Raw genomic sequence first — 20,610 nt, 5'->3', positions numbered from 1 at the left:
TCCCGTGACCGTCCATCCCAGCCTCCAGCCCTACGCCGACGCCTGGACCCACTCCATCGAAGCGATATCCGAGCTGGTGCAGCCGCTCGTCGAGGGAGAGTGGAATCGAGCCACGCCCTGCCCGGGCTGGTCGGTGCGCGACATCGTGTCGCACATCATCGGCATGGAGTGCGAGATGCTCGGCGACCCGCGCCCGATCCACACGCTGCCGCGCGACCTCTACCACGTACGCAGTGACTTCGCGCGCTACATGGAGATGCAGGTCGATGTGCGCCGGCACCACACCGGGCCGGAGATGACCGCCGAGCTGGAGTACACGCTCATCCGCCGTGCCCGCCAGCTCCGCAACGAGAACCGCTCCCCCGACACCCTGATCCGCGCCCCGCTCGGCGCCGAGCAGTCCCTCGAACTGGCCTACCGCATGCGGGCCTTCGACGTCTGGTGCCACGAGCAGGACCTGCGCACCGCGCTGGGCAAGCCGGGCAACCTCGACTCCCCCGGCGCGTACGTCGCCCGCGACAACTTCCTGACCGTCCTGCCGAAGGTCGTCGCCAAGGACGCGGACGCCCCGCCCAACACCGCGGTCGTCTTCGACGTGCACGGCCCGGTGGAGTTCCTCCGTACGGTACGGGTCGACGCCGACGGGCGCGGCACGATCGACGGCGCGCCCTCGCTGGGCCCGGCCGCGACGATCGCGATGGACTGGGAGACCTACGTACGCCTCGCCTGCGGGCGGGTGCGCCCGGCGGCCGTGGCGGACCGGGTCAAGGTGGAGGGCGACACCGAGCTGGCGGGGGCGATCCTCGCCTCGTTCCCGGTCACGCCGTAGCGGCCCGGGGGCTCCGGGGCCGTGTCACGCCGCCGGGACGTGCACGGCCTCCACCCGGCTCGCCACCAGCCGCTCCCGCTCCAGTCGCGCGGTGCGCGCCCGCAGCCGCAGGATCTGCGCGACGCCCAGCGCCTGGAGCACGAAGACCGAGGAGAAGGCGACCCGGTAGTCGTCACCCGTCGCGTCGAGCAGCACACCGACGGCGAACAGGGTGGTGATGGAGGCCGTGAAGCCGCCCATGTTCACGATCCCGGACGCGGTGCCCTGCCGCTCCGGGGGGTTCGCCGGCCGGGCGAAGTCGAAGCCGATCATCGAGGCGGGCCCGCACGCGCCGAGGACGACGCACAGCGCGGCCAGCACCCACATCGGGGCGTGATCACCCGGGTAGGCGAGGGTGGCCGCCCAGACGACGCCGGTCGCCGCGACCGTGCCGAGCGCGAGCGGCACCCGCGCCCCGTGGTGCCGGGCGATGATCTGGCCGTAGGTCATGCCGAAGACCATGTTGGACAGCACCGTCAGCGTCAGCATGTCACCGGCCGTGCCCCGTGACAGGCCCTGTTCCTCGACGAGGAACGGCAGGCCCCACAGCAGCAGGAACACCATCGCCGGGAACTGGGTGGTGAAGTGCACCCACATCCCGAGCCGGGTGCCCGGCTCCCGCCAGGACTCGGCGATCTGGCGGCGGACGTACGCCACGCCCGCGTGCTGCGCGGGCTCCGGCTCGTACCCCTCGGGGTGGTCCTTCAGGAACAGCACGACCAGCACCAGGACGACCAGACCGGCGAGCGAGCTGCCGGCGAACGTCGCCGTCCAGCCCAGCCCGTCCAGCGTCCGGGCGATCACGATCGTCGAGACCAGGTTGCCGACGACCCCGAAGAGCCCCGCGACCTGCGCGATCAGCGGCCCGCGCCGGGCCGGGAACCAGCGGGTGCCGAGCCGCAGCACGGAGATGAAGGTCATCGCGTCGCCACAGCCGAGCAGCGCGCGGGAGGCCAGCGCCATGCCGTACGAGGGCGAGAGCGCGAAGCCGAGCTGGCCGAGGGTGAACAGCACCACGCCCAGCGTGAGCACCTTCTTGGTGCCGAGCCGGTCGACCATCAGGCCGACGGGTATCTGCATGCCGGCGTAGACCAGCAGTTGGAGTATGGAGAAGGTGGACAGAGCGGAGGCGTTGACGCCGAACCGGTCGGCGGCGTCGAGGCCGGCGACGCCCAGGGACGTACGGAAGATGACGGCGACGAGGTAGACGCAGACGCCGACGCCCCAGATCAGGGCGGCGCGACGGCCGCCCGGGGGATCGGACGGGAGGGTGACGTGGCTCACCGGTCCTCACCCCGGACCAGGTCCTTCACGCGGCTGACGTGGCGGTGCACGCACCGGGCGGCGCCCTCGGCGTCCCCGGCGCGGATGGCGTCGAGGATCTCGGCGTGCTCGGTGATGTTCTTGGCGACCCGGTCGGGGTGGGCCTCCATCACGGCGACGCCCATGCGCAGTTGGCGATCGCGCATCTGGTCGTAGAGGCGCGAGAGGATCTCGTTGCCGGCGTGGCGGACGATCTCGGCGTGGAAGGCGCGGTCGGTGACGGCGACGGCCGCCAGGTCGCCCTCACCGGCGCGCTGCCGCTGCTCGTCCAGCAGCTCCTCCAGCCGCTCGACGAGCCGGCCGGGGGCCGGGACGGCCTTGCGTACGGCGAACTCCTCGACCAGCAGCCGGGTTTCGACGACGTCGGCGATCTCCTGCGCGGAGACGGCGAGGACCAGGGCGCCCTTCTTCGGGTAGAGCTTCAGCAGCCCTTCCATCTCCAGCTTGAGCAGCGCCTCGCGCACGGGCGTACGGGACACCCCCACGGCCTCGGCGAGCTCGCCCTCGGTGAGGAGCGTTCCGCCCTGGTAACGGCGGTCGAGGACGGCTTGCTTGACATGGGTGTAGACGCGGTCGGCCGCGGGCGGGGCGGAAGGCATGCACACAGCATAGATACAAGAGGGGTGCATCAGGGGCTGTTCGGCGCGTTGTAGGACCGATCTCACAGACAGCGGCGCCCCATGTGACCCACGCCCTATGACGCGCATCACGTGGTCCGCGTCACGCTCCCGTACATCCCTTGGCCGGGTTCGGAGGTCTCCTCATGGGCACTGGTTTTCCAGCCCGCCAGGTTGAGGCGTTTTCGACGCACTTGAGACTCGAACTCGGAGCGTTTTCCTTTGATATCGATGAACACGGCCGTGCGCCGCACCGCCACGGTCGCCCTTGCGGGTGGTCTGATGCTGACCGCCTCCCCGCTCGCCGCACCCGCCGCCCACGCGGCGACCCCGATCCCGTCCATCAGCGCCAAGGGCGGCTTCCTGCTGGACCAGGCGGACGGCAAGGCCATCTACGGCAAGGCGAACACCACCCGCCGCCAGATGGCCAGCACCACGAAGATCACGACCGCGATCGTGGTCCTCACCACGCCGGGCGTGGACCTCAACCGCAAGGTGACCATCAAGCAGGCGTACCGCGACTACGTGGTCCGCAACGGCGCGAGCACCGCCGACCTGCGCACCGGCGACAAGCTGACCGTCCGGCAGCTCCTGTCCGCGATGATGCTGCCGTCCGGCAGCGACGCCGCCTACGCCCTCGCCGACACCTTCGGCACCGGCACCACCACCGCCGCCCGCACGAAGTCGTTCATCAGCAAGATGAACGCCAAGGCGAAGCAGCTCGGCCTGACGAACACGATGTACGACTCGTTCGACGGCATCTCGGCGGCCGGCTACAACTACACGACCCCGCCCGAGCTGGCGAAGATGGCCCGCCACGCCTTCAGCAGCGCCACTTTCCGCGAGATCGTCAAGGCGACCTCGTACAAGGCCGTGGCGACCACCAGCACCGGCGCCACGCGCACGTACACCTGGTACAACACCAACAAGCTGCTCGGCTCCTACAGCGGCGCCAACGGCATCAAGACCGGCACCGGTACGGCCGCCGGCCCGTGCCTGGTCTTCGCGGCCACCCGCGGCACCAAGACCTACGTCGGCGTCGTCCTGAACGCCCCCGACCGCTTCAACGACGCGGCCAAGCTCCTGGACTTCGGCTTCGGCTCGACGACCGCCAGCACCATGGAGCTGCGCTCCCTCCCGTCGGGCGCCCAGCGCGACTGACCGCCCCGCACATGAGGAAGGGCCCGAACGCGCCGTCGCGTTCGGGCCCTTGCTCGTCATCGCCGGCCGGGCTCAGGCCCAGGTGATCAGCCGCTTGGGCTGCTCCAGGATCGCGGCGACGTCCGCCAGGACCTTGGAGCCCAGCTCCCCGTCGACCAGCCGGTGGTCGAACGACAGGGCCAGGGTGGTCACCTGACGGGGCTTCACCTTGCCCTTGTGGACCCACGGCTGGAGCTTGATGGCTCCGACCGCCAGGATCGCGGACTCACCCGGGTTGAGGATCGGCGTACCCGTGTCGACGCCGAAGACGCCGACGTTGGTGATGGTCACCGTGCCGCCCTGCATGGCCGCGGGCGTGGTCTTGCCCTCGCGGGCGGTGGAGACCAGCTCGCCGAGCGCCTCCGCGAGCTGCGGAAGGGTCTTGTCGTGCGCGTCCTTGATGTTCGGCACGATCAGACCGCGCGGCGTGGCGGCCGCGATGCCCAGGTTGACGTAGTGCTTGAGCACGATCTCCTGGGCGGCCTCGTCCCAGGAGGCGTTGATCTCCGGGTTGCGCCTGATCGCGACGAGCAGGGCCTTCGCGATGATCAGGAGCGGGTTCACCCGGAGCCCGGCCATGTCCTTGTCGGACTTGAGCTCCTCCACGAGCTTCATCGTGCGGGTGACGTCGACCGTGACGAACTCGGTGACGTGCGGCGCGGTGAAGGCGGAGCCGATCATCGCCTGGGCGGTGGCCTTGCGGACGCCCTTGATCGGGATGCGGGTCTCGCGTGCGCCGGCCGCCACGGGCTCCGGTGCCGGGGCCTGCGGCCGCGGGGCCTCGGCGGGCGGCTGTACGGGGACGGCGGCGGGCGCGGCGACCGAGGCGGCGGCCAGCGAGACCGCCGCGTGCACGTCCTCGCGGGTGATGATCCCGTCCGGCCCGGTCGGGGTCACCGTGGCCAGGTCGACGCCGAGGTCCTTGGCCAGCTTCCGCACGGGCGGCTTGGCCAGCGGCCGGGGGGCGGCGGGCGCGGCCCCGGCGTGGTGCCCGTGGCCGTTCAGTTCGCCCTGGACGGCGGCCCGGGCGGGCGGCTGCCCGGCGGGAGCCGTGGCGGCCGGGGCAGCCGTGGCGCCCTTGCGCGGGCGGCGCTTGGTGGACGAGGCGGCGACGCCGTAGCCGACCAGCACGGGCTGGCGGCCCGTCGGCTCCTCGGCGGCCTCGGTGACCTCGGCGGCCGCACCGGCACCCGCACCGGCGTCCTTGGCCGCGGGCTCCTCGGCGGCGGGCTGCGCCGTCTGCGGCTGCTCGGCGGCACCGGCACCGGGGGCCACGTTCACCGAGATGATCACCTCGCCGACGTCGACCGTCGTGCCCTCGGGGAAGCGCAGCTCGTGCACGACCCCGTCGTACGGGATCGGCAGCTCGACGGCCGCCTTCGCGGTCTCGACCTCGCAGACGACCTGGCCGTCGGTGACGGTGTCACCGGGCTGGACGTACCACTTGAGGATCTCGGCCTCGGTGAGCCCCTCGCCCACGTCCGGCATCTTGAAATCGCGGATCACAGCGGGTCTCCTCAGTACGCGAGCGAGCGGTCGACGGCGTCGAGCACCCGGTCCAGGCCCGGCAGGTATTCCTCTTCCAGCCGTGCCGGCGGATACGGCGCGTGGTAGCCGCCCACCCGGAGGACGGGCGCCTCCAGGTGGTAGAAGCACCGCTCCGTGATGCGCGCGGCGATCTCCGCGCCCGAGCCGTAGAACACCGGCGCCTCGTGGACGACGACCAGCCGTCCCGTCTTCTCGACCGACGCCTGGACGGAGTCGAAGTCGATCGGGGACATCGAGCGCAGGTCGAGGACCTCGATCGACTTGCCCTCCTCGGCGGCGGCCGCGGCGGCCTCCAGGCAGACCTTCACCATCGGGCCGTACGCCGCGAGCGTCAGGTCGGAGCCCTCGCGGACCGTACGGGCCTTGTGCAGCTCGCCGGGGATGGCCTCGGTGTCGACCTCGCCCTTGTCCCAGTAGCGCCGCTTCGGCTCGAAGAAGATCACCGGGTCGTCGCTCTGGATGGCCTGCTGGAGCATCCAGTACGCGTCCGACGAGTTCGACGGCGAGACCACCTTGAGCCCGGCGACGTGCGCGAACAGCGCCTCGGGCGACTCGCTGTGGTGCTCGACGGCGCCGATGCCGCCGCCGTACGGGATGCGGATGACGACCGGCAGCTTGATCTTGCCGAGGGCGCGGGCGTGCATCTTGGCGAGCTGCGTGACGATCTGGTCGTACGCGGGGAAGACGAAGCCGTCGAACTGGATCTCCACGACGGGCCGGTAGCCGCGCAGCGCGAGGCCGATCGCCGTGCCGACGATGCCCGACTCGGCGAGCGGGGTGTCGATGACCCGCTCCTCGCCGAAGTCCTTCTGGAGCCCGTCGGTCACCCGGAACACACCGCCGAGCTTGCCGACGTCCTCGCCCATGATCAGGACCTTGGGGTCGGTCTCCAGGGCCTTGCGCAGCGACTCGTTGAGCGCCTTGGCGAGGGGGAGCTTCTGTACAGCCATGGTTACTTGACCTCCCCGTCCGCGAAGGACGCCTGGTAGGCGGCGAACTGCGCGCGCTCCTCGTCGACGAGCGCGTGCCCGTCGGCGTACGTGTGGTCGAACATCGCCATGTGGTCGGGGTCGGGCATGGCACGGACGGCCTCGCGGACGCGCTTGCCGAGCGTCTCCGACTCCGTCTCCAGCTCCTCGAAGAACGCGGCGTCCGCGAGGCCCTGCTTCTCCAGGTACGTGCGCAGCCGCAGGATCGGGTCCTTGGCCTCCCAGGCCGCCCGCTCGTCGTCGAGCCGGTAGCGGGTGGGGTCGTCGGAGGTGGTGTGGGCGCCCATGCGGTAGGTGAACGCCTCGACGAGGGTCGGGCCCTCGCCCCGGCGCGCCCGCTCCAGGGCCCACTTGGTGACGGCGAGGCAGGCCAGCACGTCGTTGCCGTCGACGCGTACGCCGGGGAAGCCGAAGCCCTGGGCGCGCTGGTAGAGCGGGACGCGGGTCTGCTTCTCGGTGGGCTCGCTGATCGCCCACTGGTTGTTCTGGCAGAAGAAGACGACCGGGGCGTTGTAGACCGCGGAGAAGGTGAACGATTCGGCGACGTCGCCCTGGCTGGAGGCGCCGTCCCCGAAGTACGCGATGACCGCGCTGTCGGACCCGTCCTTGGCGACGCCCATGGCGTAGCCGGTGGCGTGCAGGGTCTGCGAGCCGATGACGATCGTGTACAGGTGGAAATTGTTGCTGGTCGGGTCCCAGCCACCGTGGTTCACGCCACGGAACATTCCGAGCAGATTGGTCGGGTCCACGCCCCGGCACCAGGCCACTCCGTGCTCGCGGTAGGTCGGGAAGACGTAGTCGTCGTCCCGAAGGGCACGGCCGGAGCCGATCTGGGCGGCCTCCTGGCCGAGCAGCGAGGCCCACAGGCCCAGCTCGCCCTGGCGCTGGAGGGAGGTGGCCTCGGCATCGAACCGACGGGTCAGCACCATGTCGCGGTACAGACCGCGCAGCTCCTCGGCGCTGAGGTCGATGTCGTACTCCGGGTGCTGGACGCGCTCACCCTCGGGCCTCAGCAACTGTACGAGCTGGGGCTCGGCGCCCTGGGCGCCGGTTGCCTTGGTTCCGCTCGCGCTGGTGCGCTTACTGCTGCGTCGCGGCTTGCGCGCGGCAGTGCCTTCCACGGTCACGTGCGTGCTCCTCCGTCTGTCCGGCCCCCGGGGTCTGCCGGGTGCCAGTGCGGCTCGCCTGTCTCCGTACGTGTGCACGGGGTGGGTGCCTCTCGGCCGGGAACAGGCGTGACAGGTGCCCCGGCGAGCCCCCTGTCATAGGCACGTTACCCAGTGCACCGCATTACTGCGAAACCCCCTTTGACCAGCGATTTTGCTTGGATTTCCAAGTAAATCGAGAAAGGGGGGACAAATGACTGGTCACAGCCTTGTGAGCCGCCGGAACAGGGGCACGGTATCCCGCGCACCCCGGGCACGGGAAGAGTGAGTATGTGAGACTGATTCCGTGCGCGAAGAGGGAAAAATCACCGTATTTCTGCTCGATGACCACGAAGTTGTCCGGCGTGGCGTCCACGAATTGCTCTCCGTCGAGGGCGACATCGAGGTGGTCGGAGAGGCCGGTACGGCGGCAGACGCCCTGGTCAGGATCCCGGCGACCCGGCCGGATGTCGCCGTTCTCGACGTCCGGCTCCCGGACGGCAGCGGTGTCGAGGTGTGCCGGGAGATCCGGGCACAGGACGAATCCATCAAATGCCTGATGCTCACGTCCTTCGCGGACGACGAGGCGCTCTTCGACGCGATCATGGCCGGTGCCTCCGGGTACGTCCTGAAGGCGATCCGGGGCAACGAGCTGCTGACGGCGGTACGGGACGTGGCGGCCGGCAAGTCGCTGCTGGACCCGGTGGCGACCGCCCGGGTGCTGGAGCGGCTGCGGGACGGCAACAGCCCGAAGGGCGACGACCGGCTGGCGGCCCTGACCGAGCAGGAGCGCAAGATCCTCGACCTGATCGGGGAGGGGCTGACGAACCGCGCGATCGGCGAGCGGCTGCACCTGGCCGAGAAGACGATCAAGAACTACGTCTCCAGTCTGCTGTCGAAGCTGGGCATGGAGCGGCGCTCGCAGGCGGCGGCGTACGTGGCCCGGATGCAGGCCGAGCGGCACTGAGGCCGCCGGCAGGCCGTAGTGAGGCGGCCCTGAGGCGGTGCTGAGGCGGTGCTGAGGCGGTGTTGCGTCGGTATTGAGGCGCCGCACGCGCGCGTACACGGGACTTACGTCCCGGGGCGGCGGGCCGAGGGACCTCTTTCAGGCGGCGGCCGGTGTCGCCGAGAGTGGAGGCATGCCCTCCACCGACGCCATCGAGCTGCTCGGCCGGGTCTCCTACGGCCGGGTCGCCACGACCCTGCGGGCGATGCCCTTCATGGCACCCGCCCGGCACATCCTGGTCGACGACCGGGTCGTCCTGCGGCTGCACGGCGACCCGGGCTGTCACCGGGCCTGTGACGGCGGCGTCGTGACGTACGGCGCGGACAACTTCGGCTCCGGGGCGGACCTGCTGTGGTCCGTGCAGCTCACCGGCACCGCCCGCGTCGTCGAGCCGAGCGAACGGGAGCTGGCCCTGCTCGGTCCGGTGCCGCGACGAATGGACGGCGAGCGGTTCGATACGGCGTACATCCGCGTCGAACCGCAGTTCGCGACCGTCCACTCCCTGGACTGTTCCGGCGAGCGACATTCTCACCACGCTCCGTGATCTAACATTTGGTGAGTGCCGCGCTCATCTGCAACCGCCGCCCCACCCGTGAGTGCGCTCCTGCGCCGCTACGACGACCCGGGCGAGCCCCTCTCCTGCGAGCCCGTCACCCAGGGCCTGCTCAACCGCGGTTACCGGCTCGCCACCACCCACGGCGCCTACTTCCTCAAACAGCACCTGGACGCCCCCACCGCCGACCGCGACACCATCGTCCGCCAGCACCGCGCCACCCAGCGGCTGCACGACCTCGGCGTACCCGTCGCCCCGCCCCTCGCGGACGCCGAGGGCCGTACGGTCGCGGTGATCGGCGGCCACTGCTACGCCCTGCACCCCTGGGTCGAGGGGCGCCACCGGGGCGGGGCGCAGCTCAGCACGGCCGGGTCCCGGCGCCTGGGCGCGCTACTGGGGCTGGTCCACACGTGCCTGGAGCAGGTCATGGGCCCCCAGGACCCGCGCGGCGACCAGGAGCACTCCAGCGCCGACCCGGACGAGACGTTCCGGGTGATCGACCGGCTGCTCGCCCTCGCCCGGGCCCGCCGGCCCCGGGACGCCTTCGACGAGCTCGCCGAGCACCGGCTGCTGGAGCGGCGGCGACTGCTGGCGGAGCACTCCCACCGCCGCCCGCCCCCGGCGTCGGCCGGCGGCTGGGTGCACGGGGACTTCCACCCGCTGAACCTGCTCTACAGAGGCGCGGAACCCGCCGCGATCATCGACTGGGACCGGCTGGGCGTGCAGCCACGGGCGGAGGAGGCGGTACGAGCGGCCGCGATCTTCTTCGTACAGCCGGCCGGGGGCCTGGAGCTGGACAAGGTACGCGCGTACGCGCGCGCGTACCGGCGGGCGGCGGGGGCGGACGCGGAGGAGCTGGCGGCGGCGGTGCACCGCGTGTGGTGGGAGCGGCTGAACGACTTCTGGATACTGCGCTGGCGCTACCAGCTCCACGACGGCAGGGCCGACCCGCAGTTTCCTGCGGCGTCGGCCCTGGCGGTGTGGTGGACGCGGGAGTACGAGGCGGTGTGCGACGCCTTCGCGGGGTGAGCGGTCCCGGCCGGCGTACGGGGCGTACGGCTCAGGCCCCGCTGCCCTGGGTCGTGCCGCCCTGGTCGGTGCTGCCCGTCGTGGTGCCGCCCTGGTCGGTGCTCCCGGTCGTGGTCCCGCCCTGGTCCGTGCCGCCGTCGGTGGTCCCGCCCTGGTCGGTACCGCCATCGGTGGTGCCGCCCTGGTCGGTACCGCCGTCGGTGGTCCCGCCCTGGTCGGTGCCCCCGTCGGTGGTCCCGCCCTGGTCCGTGCCGCCGTCGGTGGTGCCGCCCTGGTCGGTGCCCTCGGTGGTGCCGGGGGTCGACGGGGTGCCGCCGGTCGCCGGGGGCGGGTTGTTGGTCTGGGGATCCGTCGGGGGCGGGTTCCAGTTGCCGCCGTTGCCGCCGTTGCCGCTGCCCCCGCCCGTGGAGCCGCCCGGGTCCTCCGTCTGCTCGTCGGTCTTCTCGTCGGACGGCGAGGGGCTGGTGGTGTCACCGGGCTTGGAGGGCGCGGTGCTGGCGGGGGGCTTCGGGTTGTTGTCGTCCCGCGTCTTCTTGGTCTGGTCGAGCGCGTACGCCACACCCGCGACGATCGCGATCAGCGCCAGCGCCACGAACAGCCACGTCTTGCCGCGGCCGCCCCGGCGGCCCTGGCCGCCGTCGTACGCGTAGGCGCCGTCCTCCGGGTTCGGCGGCGGCAGCAGCGGGCCCTGCGAGGTGTCGCCGTGCACCGGGTGACCCATCGCGGTGGTCGCCGCGACGCCGCCGGCCGGGGTGCGGACGCCCTCGTGGGTCTCGACCGGGCCGGTGTTCCAGGTGCCGGTGTGGCTGCCCTGCTGCTGGAGCATCTGGAGCCCGTACTGGACCAGGCCGCGCATCTCCTCGGCGCTCTGGAACCGGTCGTCCGGGTCCTTGGCGAGGGCGCGCATGGCCAGGCCGTCCAGCTCGGGCGGCGCGACGTCGGAGACCTCGGACGGCGGCACCGGGATGTCCTGGACGTGCTGATAGACCACCGACAACGGTGTCTCGCCGGTGAAGGGCGGCCGCAGCGCGAGCAGTTCGTACAGCAGGCAGCCCGTGGCGTACAGGTCCGAGCGGTGGTCGACGGCCTTGCCGAGCGCCTGCTCGGGGGAGAGGTACTGCGGGGTGCCCATGACCATGCCGGTCTGGGTCATCGTCGACTGCGCGCCGTGCAGGGCGCGCGCGATGCCGAAGTCCATGACCTTGACGGCGCCGCTGTGCGTGATGATCACGTTCGCGGGCTTGATGTCGCGGTGCACGATGCCGTGCTGGTGGGAGTAGGCGAGGGCCTCCAGCACACCGGAGACGATGATCAGCGCCTGCTCGGGCGGCGGCGCCTCGGCGTTGATCAGCAGGTCACGGATGGTGCGGCCCTCGACCAGCTCCATCACGATGTACGGCACGGACTGGCCGTTGACGACGTCCTCGCCGGAGTCGTAGACGGCCACGATGGCGTGGTGGTTGAGCCCGGCGACGGACTGTGCCTCGCGGGTGAAGCGGGCCTTGGAGACCGGGTCCTCGGCGAGGTCCGCGCGCAGCAGCTTCACGGCCACGGTGCGGCCCAGCCGTACGTCCTCGGCCGCGAACACCTCGGCCATGCCGCCGCGGCCGAGACGGTGGGTCAGCCGGTAGCGGCCGTCTCCGACGAGTCCGCCGACGCCCCACTCGGCGGCTTCCGGCCCTCCGCCGCCGCCTGCCTCGGATTCGGATGCCATCAGTCCTCGCCGTCGTTTCTGTCCGCTTGCTCTGCGCGTGCGGTGTGCCGCCGTGTCTTAAGGGGTACTACGTCACGTCACGCTACAGCCTTCGCGCGCCGCGCCGGTTCGAGATGGACCGGCCATCCAACCGGTTCCCCGTACACCTGTGCAAATTCCCTGCCGGTTCCATGGTGGTCCCGTACGAGTCCGGTAACACTTGCGCGACGCTTCTTGTGCGTACGGTCACGGAACGGGCACCCGGCTTGACGTGTCAGTGCCCTCGGGCAGACTTGGCCCGTAAAACCGGATCACCGCGGAGACCGGGTCACCGCGAATTCACCGCGGCCACACGGACGCGCGCGCACGGGGGAGCAAGGACATGAGCCAGGACGGCACGCAGGGCCGCTACGCGGGCGGCTCGGTGGCGGGCGGCCGGTACCAACTGCGCGACCTGCTCGGCGAAGGCGGCATGGCGTCCGTATACCTGGCGTACGACAGTGCGCTGGACCGGCAGGTCGCCATCAAGACGCTCCACACCGAGCTGGGGCGCGAACAGTCGTTCCGCGAGCGGTTCCGGCGCGAGGCGCAGGCCGTCGCCAAGCTCCAGCACACCAACATCGTGTCGGTCTTCGACACGGGCGAGGACGAGCTGGACGGCTCGCTGATGCCGTACATCGTCATGGAGTACGTCGAGGGCCAGCCCCTCGGCTCGGTGCTCCAGGCGGACATCCAGCAGTACGGCGCCATGCCGGCCGACAAGGCGCTCAAGGTGACGGCCGACGTGCTGGCCGCCCTGGAGACCAGCCACGAGATGGGCCTGGTCCACCGGGACATCAAGCCGGGCAACGTGATGATGACCAAGCGCGGGGTCGTCAAGGTCATGGACTTCGGCATCGCGCGCGCCATGCAGTCGGGTGTCACGTCCATGACGCAGACCGGCATGGTCGTCGGTACCCCGCAGTACCTGTCGCCGGAGCAGGCGCTGGGCCGGGGCGTGGACGCGCGTTCGGACCTTTACTCGGTCGGCATCATGCTGTTCCAGCTCTTGACGGGCCGGATCCCGTTCGACGCGGACTCGCCGCTGGCCATCGCGTACGCCCATGTGCAGGAGGAGCCGGTCGCGCCGTCCTCCATCAACCGGTCGATCACCCCGGCGATGGACGCGCTGGTGGCGCGCGCACTGAAGAAGAACCCGAACGAGCGCTTCCCGAGCGCGGCCGCCATGCGGGACGAGTGCCTGCGGCTGCTCTCGGCGGGCCAGGGCCAGACCGGCGCGCCGGTGATCGTGCAGGGCGCGCCGCACGCGAACAGTGGCGCGGGCGTGGGCTCGGCCGTGTTCCCGCCGGTCGACCACACGACCCCGGCGCCCGGCCCGCACAGCGTCCAGACGCCTTACCAGCCCTACGGCACGCCGGCGCCCACGCCCTCCTACGGGTACCCGCAGCAGCCCCAGCAGCCGCAGGCCCCCGCGTACCAGACGCCCGCCCCGGCGTACACGATCTCCCCGCAGCCCTCCGCCCCGGCGCCGTCCTCGGGCGGCAAGAGCAACATGCCGGTCATCGTGGGCGCCATCGCGGTCGCCCTGCTCGCCATCGGCGGCGTGATCACGGCCATCGCCGTGAGCGGCGACGACGAGGACCCTGGCACCCAGGCGGGCGGCGGCGGTGCCAGCGCCTCCGCCGAGGCCGAGGCCGGCCACAAGCCGCCGGAGCGCAACCGCACGATAGAGACCACCGAGTGCACGGACGCGGACGAGGACAGCGACGACCCGGCGAAGGTGCGGGCGCCGAGCTTCACCTACAAGGACGTCATCTCGGTGAAGAGCTGCATCCAGGCGGCGGGCTGGAAGTACACCATCAAGGAAGAGGACAACCCTCAGTACGCCGAGGACCAGGTGATCTCCCAGTTCCCCACCGAGGGGACGGCCGTGGTGCCCGGCAACCAGACGTTCGAGCTGACGATCGCGACGGGCGACCCGGGGCAGTAACTGTGGCAAGGGACCGGCGGTCTGGGTTGGCATGAAGTCTTGAGGCACGGGGTCCCGCTACAAGAAGGTGTCGGTGAGAAATCCGGTTTCACAGCGGCTTGTTGACCGGATCAGCGCCCTTCTCTACCCTCAACATCGATCTTGTGTTCGAAAACAGGGGGGAATTCCATGCGCACCCGTAACAAGTCGATGGTCGTGGCCGCGACAGCAGCCGCTCTGCTGGCAGGCGCGGCATCTGCCGCCACTGCCGCTGGGGGCGGGCCCGGCGCGACCCTGGCCGCCAGCACAACCGGGGCATACGGCAACTCGAGCATCTCGTTCGCCGGCAGGACCTACGCCGACAGCATCTACCTCAGGGTTGTTGACACCGCCGCTGACGGCAATCACGCACGCATCCGGCTCGTGACCAAGCGCAGCAACGGCTCACTGGCGTACTGGTCCTGGAGGGCCAACTATGACGGCAACATGACAGAGAAGGAGTGGCACACGAGTCTCTCTGATCCGCAGGGAATCACCGCTGTCCTGATTCAGGTGTGCCGTGCGGAAGGGGACACCCTCCTCAACTGCGCAAACAGCGAATGGAAGCCCAACACCTACTGGTAGAGCATCTCGCATCGACGGCCTCGTGATCAGTAGGACAGATCTTCCCATCCCCTCTCTGCGCCATCCGAAGTGCTGAAATTCCCCCCTCATGTGACGCTGAGTCTCGATGACGCAGCGGTTCGCATGAGAGGGGTCAACCGGTGCCTCCACGACGCGGTTCCCTGGGCGGGATCGCACTCGCCGCTCTAGTGGTCATGGGCTCAGCCATCGTTGTCTCACCCATGTCGTACGCGGAGGAGACCGGCCCGGCCGCCGAGGCGGACGTGGGCGTCGTCCGGCCGAGTGACGTCTCCCCGGGCCCGCCGTCCGCCTCGCCGCCCTCCTCCTCCCCGTCGGCCTCCGGGGCCGGTGCCGCGTCCAGTGCCGGCGCGGGCACCGGGACCGGTTCTGTCCTCGGGCCGACGCGGAACGCCGCCGCCTCGCCGTCGCTGGCCGGGCGGCCGGCCGGGGAGGGGCGGCAGCGGCCCGGGCGGCCCACGTCGCCGTCGCCGAGCCCGTCCGGTGCCGTGTCGCCGGGCTCGCCGTCCGGCTCGGCCGACCTCTCACGTACCAAAACGGCAACAGCGCCTGGCCTGCCGGAGGGGGAGGACCCGGAGTCGGAGGCGGTACCCGAGACGGAGTCCCCCGCGGCCGCCGACCCCCCGCACTCGCCGCCCGCCGCCGCCTACGAGCCCGCCGCGCAGGCCGCCGACACCCTCGCTGACCGGCAGATTCCCGTGCTCACCCTGGGCGTCGGGCTGGCCATGATGGGCCTCGGCCTGGGCTTCCTCGGGCTGCGCATGAGGCGCCGCTGACCACTCCCGTCCTCCTTGAGACGGACCTTCCGGGTCCCTCTCAGGACGCTTGTCGGCGTCGACATACCCGGTATACATACTGAGTATGTCCATCCGCCACGGGCTCCTCGCCCTTCTCGAACCCGGCCCTCGCTACGGCTCCCAGCTCCGCTCGGAGTTCGAGTCGCGCACCGGCTCGACCTGGCCGCTCAACGTCGGCCAGGTCTATACGACGCTCAGTCGGCTGGAGCGTGACGGCCTGATCGAGCAGGGCGGTGAGGACGAGGCGGGGCACGCTCTCTACGCGATCACCGACGCGGGCCGTGAGGAACTCAGGGCCTGGTTCGAAAAGCCGGTCGACCGCACCAGCCCCGCCCGCGACGAGCTGGCCATCAAGCTCGCCATGGCGGTCGGCGCACCCGGTGTCGACATCCGGAACGTGATCCAGTCGCAGCGCCGCCACACCGTCAAGGCGATGCAGGACTACACCCGGCTCAAGGCACAGGCCATCACCGCCCTGGAGAGCGGGGCATCGCAGGAACGGGACGACGTGGCCTGGCTGCTCGTCCTGGAACAGCTCATCTTCCAGACGGAGGCCGAGGCGCGGTGGCTTGACCACTGCGAGGCCCGCCTGATCCGGCTCTCGGCCGCCGCGACCACCCGGGCGGCCACCACCACCCAGGCGGCCACCACCGCCCAGGCCGTACCCCCGCGCGTGCCTCTGCCGAGCCGGGCGACGCCCCGGCAGGGAACGTGACCGGCCCGAGCGGCGTCCATCACCGCGCTCCGCAGCGCTGAGCCACATCGACACCCACCATCCCGTACACATCCGCTCCGTACGCCTGTCGCCGCACGCGTACGTCAAGGGGGACCCCACCCATGTCATCGTCACCGCCATCACGCCAGCCCCAGCAGCCCGTCCTGCAACTCCAGAACCTGACCCGTGTCCATGGCTCCGGAGCCACCGAGGTGCACGCGCTGCGCGGCATCGACCTCGACGTCTTCCCCGGTGAACTGGTCGCCGTCATGGGCCCGTCCGGCTCCGGCAAGTCCACGCTGCTCACGATCGCGGGCGGCCTCGACACCCCCAGCTCGGGCCGGGTGATCGTGGAGAACACCGACATCACCGCCGCCGACCGCAAGACCCTCGCCGCCCTGCGCCGCCGCAGCATCGGGTACGTCTTCCAGGACTACAACCTCATCCCGGCGCTCACCGCCGCCGAGAACATCGCCCTGCCCCGTGAACTCGACGGCGTGTCCGCCCGCAAGGCGCGTGCCGAGGCCGTCGCCGCGCTGGAGGAGATGGACCTCCGGCACCTCGCCGACCGGTTCCCCGACGAGATGTCCGGCGGTCAGCAGCAGCGCGTGGCGATAGCCCGGGCCCTGGTCGGCGACCGGCGGCTGGTCCTCGCCGACGAGCCCACCGGCGCCCTCGACTCCGAGACCGGCGAGTCCGTGCTCGCGCTGCTGCGCGCCCGCTGCGACAAGGGCGCGGCGGGCGTCCTGGTCACCCACGAGCCCCGGTTCGCCGCGTGGGCCGACCGTGTGGTGTTCCTCCGTGACGGCGCCGTGGTCGACCAGACCATGCGCAGCGACGCGGACTCCCTGCTCACGGGCCAGGCGGCCGAGCGGTGATCAACTGGTTCCACTCATGGCGTGCCGCGGTGCGCATCGCCCGCCGCGACGCCTGGCGCTACAAGGGCCGCAGTTTCCTCGTCCTCGCGATGATCGCCCTGCCGATCCTGGGCGTGAGCGCGGCCGATCTGACGCTGCGCAGCTCGGAGTTGTCCACCGAGGAGCGGCTGGCCCGCTCGATCGGTGCCGCCGACGCGCGGATCGTCGACTCCGGTTACGGCGGTGTGCCGATCTACCAGCACCCGGTGGACGACGCCACCACTCCGGTGGGCGACTTCAGCGACAAGCCGTGGCCCGAGGGCAAGACGGACGTCACAAAGGTCTTCCCGGCGGGCTCGACGGTTCTCACGGACTCGGTCGGGGCCGGGAAGCTGCGCACCGCCCACGGTCTGCTCCAGACGGAGATCCGGGAGCTCAAGGCGACCGACCCGATGGCCAAGGGCATCATGACCCTCCGGGACGGCCGGTTCCCCCAGAAGGCCGACGAGGTCGCCGCGACCACGCACTTCCTGGAGTCCAGCGGGCTCGGGATCGGCTCCACCCTGACCGCGCGCGGCCTTGACCGCGAGTACCGGATCGTCGGCTCCTACGAGCTGCCCGACCACCTCAAGACCGACCAGGTCAACGCGCTGCCCGGCGCCTTCCTGCCGCCGCTGGACAAGGCGATGGAAGCGGCCGGGATGCCCGGCACGAACACGAGCACGACCCATCTGCTGACCCTGCCTCGTTCGGCGGGTGCGGACGGTTTCACGTGGAACATGGTCAAGGAGGCCAACGCCAAGGGCGTCGCGGTGAAGTCGCGTGCGGTCGCGCTCGACCCGCCGGCCGATTCCGACGTACCGCTGTTCCAGCAGGACGGCTGGGGCAACTACGGCGACAGCGCGGCCGCCAAGGCCGCCGCACTCGCCGCCGCCGGAACCGTCGTCGGGCTGGCCATGCTGGAGATCTGTCTGCTCGCGGGTCCCGCCTTCGCCGTCGGTGCCCGCCGCTCGCGGCGCCAGTTGGGGCTGGTCGGTGCCAACGGTGGTGACCGCCGGCACATCCGGGCAATCGTCCTGGCCGGTGGCCTGGTGATCGGCGTGGCCGCGGCCGTGGTCGGCACGGTGCTCGGACTGGTTCTCACCCTCGTGCTCCAGCCAGTGCTGGAGGACTACATGGGCCAGCGCTTCGGCGCCTTCGACATCCGGCCCCTGGAGCTGCTCGGTATCGGGCTGCTGGCCGTGCTGACCGGCCTGCTGGCCGCGGTCGTGCCGGCCGTCACCGCGTCCCGTCAGACCGTCCTCGCCTCGCTCACCGGCCGCCGAGGGGTGCGCCGCAGCAGCCGGGTGCTGCCGATCGTGGGCCTGATCGCCGTTCTGCTGGGCGCCGCGATCGCGCTGTACGGGTCGGTGTTCTCGGACCAGTTCGTCATCGTGGCGGGCGGCAGCGCCATCGCCGAGCTGGGTGTCGTCGCGATGACCCCCGCCCTGGTGGGCCTCTTCGGCCGCACCGGCCGCTGGCTGCCGCTCTCGCCGCGCCTGGCGCTGCGGGACGCGGTGCGCAACCGTGGGCGTACGGCTCCCGCCGTCGCCGCCGTGCTGGCCGCGGTCGCGGGCACGGTCGCCGTGGCCACCTACGAGGTGAGCAGCGAGGCCCAACGGAGGGCGGCGTACGAGGCGCAGCTCCCGCACGGGGCGGTCTCCGTCCTGGTGAGGGAAGGCGGCGGCCGGGACGTCCCCGCCGTGCGCGACGCCGTGCAGAAGAACCTGCCCATCGACGTACGGGCGGATGTGGACCGCATCGTGGTCGGCAAGGCCACCTGCGAGATGTACGGGCGGGGCGAGGGCTGCGGCAGCCACGAGCTCGTCATCCCCAAGGCGAACATGTGCCCGCTGTGGGCCACCACGCCCGACGGTTCCGATCCGGCGGAGAAGTTCACCAAGGAGGAGCGCCGCAAGCTCTCCGAGGACTGGCGCTGCAAGGAATCGCCGGACATGCGCTACACCGAGAGCGGATTGGTCGTCGGTGACGGCACGTTGCTGAAGGTACTGGGGATCAAGGACGCGGCGGCGGAGAAGGCACTGGCCGACGGCAAGGTCGTGGTCTTCTCCCGGGTCCTGGTCGACGCCGGCGGCAAGGTGGGGATCAAGCTGATCAGCGACTCCGTCAAGGCCGAGGAAGCCATGGCCAAGGGCAAGCCGGCGCCGGGCAAGGTCACGGCGTTCGACGCCTACCAGCCGGCCCGGGGCACCGAGGCGTACGGCCTGTCGGGCATCGTGCCGCCGGCCGCCGCCAAGGCCGCCGGCATGACCACGGCGCCGCTCGGCGCGTTCTTCTCGACGGACAGCATGCCGAGCACGGAGCAGCGCCAGAAGCTCGACGCCGACCTCGCGGCGACGGGCGCCTCCGCCGAACTCCACCTGGAGGAGGGCTTCGTCAATGAGAACAGCATCGTGCTGCTGGCCCTGACCGTCTTCGCCGGGCTGATCACCATCGGCGCGGCCGGTATCGCCACCGGTCTCGCCCAGGCCGACGCGGAGGCCGATCTGAAGACACTGGCCGCGGTGGGCGCGCCGCCGCGCGTTCGGCGTACGCTGAGCGGCTTCCAGTGCGGGGTGGTCGCCGTGATGGGTGTACTGCTCGGTTCGGCGGCGGGTGTCCTGCCGGCGATCGGGCTGCGGCTGACCGAGCGGCGCCAGGAGATGCACTGGTACCAGGAGGCACTGGACCAGGGCGCCTCGCTGGACATGCCCCACGTGCCGATCATCATCCCGTGGGAGACGCTGGGCGCCCTGCTGGTCGCCGTCCCGCTGGGGGCCGCGCTCCTCGCCGCCCTGGTGACGCGCTCGCGCGGGGCCATGGCCCGCCGCGCGGCGACGTAAGAGGCGACGTAAGAGGCGGGGTAAGAGACCGGCGTAAGAGGAACTGCCGGGACGGTTGTGCCCCCGTACGAGGGTGGATCACCCACGTACGGGGGCAGACCCCGTGGTGACGCATCTGTGCGAGAGAATGGCTGGCATGGAGATGCCGAGGAATGAACGGTCGCATGAGAACCCCCAGATCCTGGTCGTAGGACAGGACGGCATGGCGCTCGGCGGCGGTGACGGTGACGACGAGTCGCGCGAGGTCCCGGTGACGGAAATGGTCGAACAGCCTGCGAAGGTCATGCGCATCGGCAGCATGATCAAGCAGCTTCTGGAAGAAGTCCGCGCGGCGCCTCTCGACGAGGCCAGCCGGGTACGACTGAAGGAGATCCACGCCAGCTCGGTGAAGGAGCTGGAGGACGGCCTGGCTCCCGAGCTGGTGGAGGAACTCGAACGGCTCTCCCTCCCGTTCACCGACGAGGCCATCCCCTCCGAGGCGGAACTGCGCATCGCGCAGGCCCAGTTGGTGGGCTGGCTGGAGGGCCTGTTCCACGGTATCCAGACGGCACTGTTCGCCCAGCAGATGGCCGCCCGCGCCCAGTTGGAGCAGATGCGCCGGGCGCTGCCCCCCGGTGCGCCGACCGATGACGACGACGAGCGCGGACGCGGCCACGGCGCCACCCGTTCGGGCCCGTACCTGTAGTCCGTAGCGGCAGCCTTCAGCGCGGTGACCGCGCCCGGGGCCCGGCACACGGTGGGTGTGCCGGGCCCCGGGCGATGGTGACGGCGAGGCCA

Annotated in this window: 18 protein-coding genes; 12 read left to right on the top strand and 6 right to left on the bottom strand. The window is 71.1% G+C overall.

Annotation, left to right across the window (positions count from 1 at the left end; all coding sequences use genetic code 11):
• Positions 1 to 4 precede the first annotated feature (4 nt).
• Positions 5 to 829, top strand: a complete 825-nt coding sequence (locus ACZ46W_RS16770; RefSeq protein WP_468337768.1) for a maleylpyruvate isomerase family mycothiol-dependent enzyme — start codon at positions 5 to 7, stop codon at positions 827 to 829.
• A 24-nt stretch (positions 830 to 853) separates the two neighbouring features.
• On the opposite strand, the gene ACZ46W_RS16765 is transcribed toward ACZ46W_RS16770, so the two are convergent.
• Complete coding sequence (locus tag ACZ46W_RS16765) at positions 854 to 2,152, bottom strand: MFS transporter (RefSeq protein WP_468337765.1); 1,299 nt, start codon at positions 2,150 to 2,152, stop codon at positions 854 to 856.
• Positions 2,149 to 2,790 (bottom strand): GntR family transcriptional regulator, encoded by a 642-nt coding sequence (locus ACZ46W_RS16760; protein WP_468337762.1) that lies wholly within the window; start codon positions 2,788 to 2,790, stop codon positions 2,149 to 2,151. The genes ACZ46W_RS16765 and ACZ46W_RS16760 overlap by 4 nt, the downstream gene beginning before the upstream one ends.
• Before the next feature lie 249 nt (positions 2,791 to 3,039).
• Here ACZ46W_RS16760 and ACZ46W_RS16755 point away from each other — a divergent pair, with 249 nt between their 5' ends.
• Positions 3,040 to 3,969, top strand: a complete 930-nt coding sequence (locus tag ACZ46W_RS16755) for a D-alanyl-D-alanine carboxypeptidase family protein (RefSeq protein WP_468337759.1) — start codon at positions 3,040 to 3,042, stop codon at positions 3,967 to 3,969.
• Between the two features lie 72 nt (positions 3,970 to 4,041).
• Here the strand turns inward: ACZ46W_RS16755 and ACZ46W_RS16750 are convergent, their stop codons facing one another.
• Genes ACZ46W_RS16750 through pdhA form a run of 3 tightly spaced genes read right to left on the bottom strand, consistent with a single transcriptional unit; the run spans position 4,042 to position 7,672 of the window.
• Positions 4,042 to 5,496 carry a dihydrolipoamide acetyltransferase family protein gene (locus ACZ46W_RS16750; RefSeq protein ID WP_468338777.1) on the bottom strand — a complete coding sequence of 485 codons (1,455 nt, stop codon included), beginning with the start codon at positions 5,494 to 5,496 and terminating at the stop codon, positions 4,042 to 4,044.
• 29 nt (positions 5,497 to 5,525) lie between these two features.
• Positions 5,526 to 6,506 carry an alpha-ketoacid dehydrogenase subunit beta gene (locus tag ACZ46W_RS16745; protein ID WP_366128072.1) on the bottom strand — a complete coding sequence of 327 codons (981 nt, stop codon included), beginning with the start codon at positions 6,504 to 6,506 and terminating at the stop codon, positions 5,526 to 5,528.
• 2 nt (positions 6,507 to 6,508) lie between these two features.
• Positions 6,509 to 7,672 (bottom strand): pyruvate dehydrogenase (acetyl-transferring) E1 component subunit alpha, encoded by a 1,164-nt coding sequence (gene pdhA, locus ACZ46W_RS16740; RefSeq protein WP_468337756.1) that lies wholly within the window; start codon positions 7,670 to 7,672, stop codon positions 6,509 to 6,511.
• Between the two features lie 325 nt (positions 7,673 to 7,997).
• Here pdhA and ACZ46W_RS16735 point away from each other — a divergent pair, with 325 nt between their 5' ends.
• The 3 genes from ACZ46W_RS16735 (at position 7,998) to ACZ46W_RS16725 (ending at position 10,278) form a co-directional block, all read left to right on the top strand.
• Complete coding sequence (locus tag ACZ46W_RS16735) at positions 7,998 to 8,657, top strand: response regulator (protein ID WP_468337753.1); 660 nt, start codon at positions 7,998 to 8,000, stop codon at positions 8,655 to 8,657.
• A 172-nt stretch (positions 8,658 to 8,829) separates the two neighbouring features.
• Positions 8,830 to 9,240 carry a pyridoxamine 5'-phosphate oxidase family protein gene (locus ACZ46W_RS16730; protein WP_468337750.1) on the top strand — a complete coding sequence of 137 codons (411 nt, stop codon included), beginning with the start codon at positions 8,830 to 8,832 and terminating at the stop codon, positions 9,238 to 9,240.
• 15 nt (positions 9,241 to 9,255) lie between these two features.
• Positions 9,256 to 10,278, top strand: a complete 1,023-nt coding sequence (locus tag ACZ46W_RS16725) for a phosphotransferase (protein WP_468337747.1) — start codon at positions 9,256 to 9,258, stop codon at positions 10,276 to 10,278.
• Positions 10,279 to 10,309: 31 nt separating this feature from the next.
• On the opposite strand, the gene ACZ46W_RS16720 is transcribed toward ACZ46W_RS16725, so the two are convergent.
• Positions 10,310 to 11,992, bottom strand: a complete 1,683-nt coding sequence (locus ACZ46W_RS16720) for a protein kinase domain-containing protein (RefSeq protein WP_468337744.1) — start codon at positions 11,990 to 11,992, stop codon at positions 10,310 to 10,312.
• Positions 11,993 to 12,353: 361 nt separating this feature from the next.
• Between ACZ46W_RS16720 and ACZ46W_RS16715 the strand changes: the two genes are divergently transcribed.
• The 7 genes from ACZ46W_RS16715 (at position 12,354) to ACZ46W_RS16685 (ending at position 20,518) form a co-directional block, all read left to right on the top strand.
• The gene (locus ACZ46W_RS16715) at positions 12,354 to 13,961 is read left to right on the top strand and encodes a protein kinase domain-containing protein (protein WP_468337742.1); all 1,608 of its coding nucleotides are present in this window, start codon (positions 12,354 to 12,356) and stop codon (positions 13,959 to 13,961) included.
• Positions 13,962 to 14,129: 168 nt separating this feature from the next.
• Entirely contained in the window at positions 14,130 to 14,564 is a 435-nt protein-coding gene (locus tag ACZ46W_RS16710; RefSeq protein ID WP_468337739.1) for a hypothetical protein, read from the top strand.
• Between the two features lie 221 nt (positions 14,565 to 14,785).
• Positions 14,786 to 15,358, top strand: a complete 573-nt coding sequence (locus ACZ46W_RS16705) for a hypothetical protein (protein WP_468337736.1) — start codon at positions 14,786 to 14,788, stop codon at positions 15,356 to 15,358.
• Between the two features lie 85 nt (positions 15,359 to 15,443).
• The gene (locus ACZ46W_RS16700) at positions 15,444 to 16,094 is read left to right on the top strand and encodes a PadR family transcriptional regulator (RefSeq protein ID WP_468337733.1); all 651 of its coding nucleotides are present in this window, start codon (positions 15,444 to 15,446) and stop codon (positions 16,092 to 16,094) included.
• Positions 16,095 to 16,216: 122 nt separating this feature from the next.
• A complete protein-coding gene (locus ACZ46W_RS16695) occupies positions 16,217 to 16,972 on the top strand; it encodes an ABC transporter ATP-binding protein (protein ID WP_468337730.1) in 756 nt (251 codons plus the stop codon).
• Positions 16,969 to 19,833: an FtsX-like permease family protein gene (locus tag ACZ46W_RS16690; RefSeq protein ID WP_468337727.1), complete on the top strand. Its 2,865-nt coding sequence runs from the start codon at positions 16,969 to 16,971 to the stop codon at positions 19,831 to 19,833. The genes ACZ46W_RS16695 and ACZ46W_RS16690 overlap by 4 nt, the downstream gene beginning before the upstream one ends.
• 136 nt (positions 19,834 to 19,969) lie before the next feature.
• Positions 19,970 to 20,518, top strand: a complete 549-nt coding sequence (locus tag ACZ46W_RS16685; RefSeq protein ID WP_366128058.1) for a bacterial proteasome activator family protein — start codon at positions 19,970 to 19,972, stop codon at positions 20,516 to 20,518.
• Positions 20,519 to 20,610: the final 92 nt, after the last annotated feature.

This window comes from Streptomyces sp. NPDC031064 (assembly GCF_055570965.1).
Note: the sequence above shows the minus strand (reverse complement) of the source record. Positions and strands in the feature narration are given on the sequence as shown.

What these genes read in the sequence shown, in the direction of transcription:
- ACZ46W_RS16685 (WP_366128058.1), top strand. Translation starts at nt 19,970, where the DNA reads ATGGAGATGCCGAGGAATGAACGGTCGCATGAGAACCCCCAGATCCTG.
- ACZ46W_RS16730 (WP_468337750.1), top strand. Translation starts at nt 8,830, where the DNA reads ATGCCCTCCACCGACGCCATCGAGCTGCTCGGCCGGGTCTCCTACGGC.
- ACZ46W_RS16755 (WP_468337759.1), top strand. Translation starts at nt 3,040, where the DNA reads ATGAACACGGCCGTGCGCCGCACCGCCACGGTCGCCCTTGCGGGTGGT.
- ACZ46W_RS16695 (WP_468337730.1), top strand. Translation starts at nt 16,217, where the DNA reads ATGTCATCGTCACCGCCATCACGCCAGCCCCAGCAGCCCGTCCTGCAA.
- ACZ46W_RS16700 (WP_468337733.1), top strand. Translation starts at nt 15,444, where the DNA reads ATGTCCATCCGCCACGGGCTCCTCGCCCTTCTCGAACCCGGCCCTCGC.
- ACZ46W_RS16760 (WP_468337762.1), bottom strand. Translation starts at nt 2,790, where the DNA reads ATGCCTTCCGCCCCGCCCGCGGCCGACCGCGTCTACACCCATGTCAAG.
- ACZ46W_RS16745 (WP_366128072.1), bottom strand. Translation starts at nt 6,506, where the DNA reads ATGGCTGTACAGAAGCTCCCCCTCGCCAAGGCGCTCAACGAGTCGCTG.
- ACZ46W_RS16710 (WP_468337739.1), top strand. Translation starts at nt 14,130, where the DNA reads ATGCGCACCCGTAACAAGTCGATGGTCGTGGCCGCGACAGCAGCCGCT.
- ACZ46W_RS16750 (WP_468338777.1), bottom strand. Translation starts at nt 5,496, where the DNA reads ATGCCGGACGTGGGCGAGGGGCTCACCGAGGCCGAGATCCTCAAGTGG.
- ACZ46W_RS16715 (WP_468337742.1), top strand. Translation starts at nt 12,354, where the DNA reads ATGAGCCAGGACGGCACGCAGGGCCGCTACGCGGGCGGCTCGGTGGCG.
- ACZ46W_RS16720 (WP_468337744.1), bottom strand. Translation starts at nt 11,992, where the DNA reads ATGGCATCCGAATCCGAGGCAGGCGGCGGCGGAGGGCCGGAAGCCGCC.
- ACZ46W_RS16705 (WP_468337736.1), top strand. Translation starts at nt 14,786, where the DNA reads ATGTCGTACGCGGAGGAGACCGGCCCGGCCGCCGAGGCGGACGTGGGC.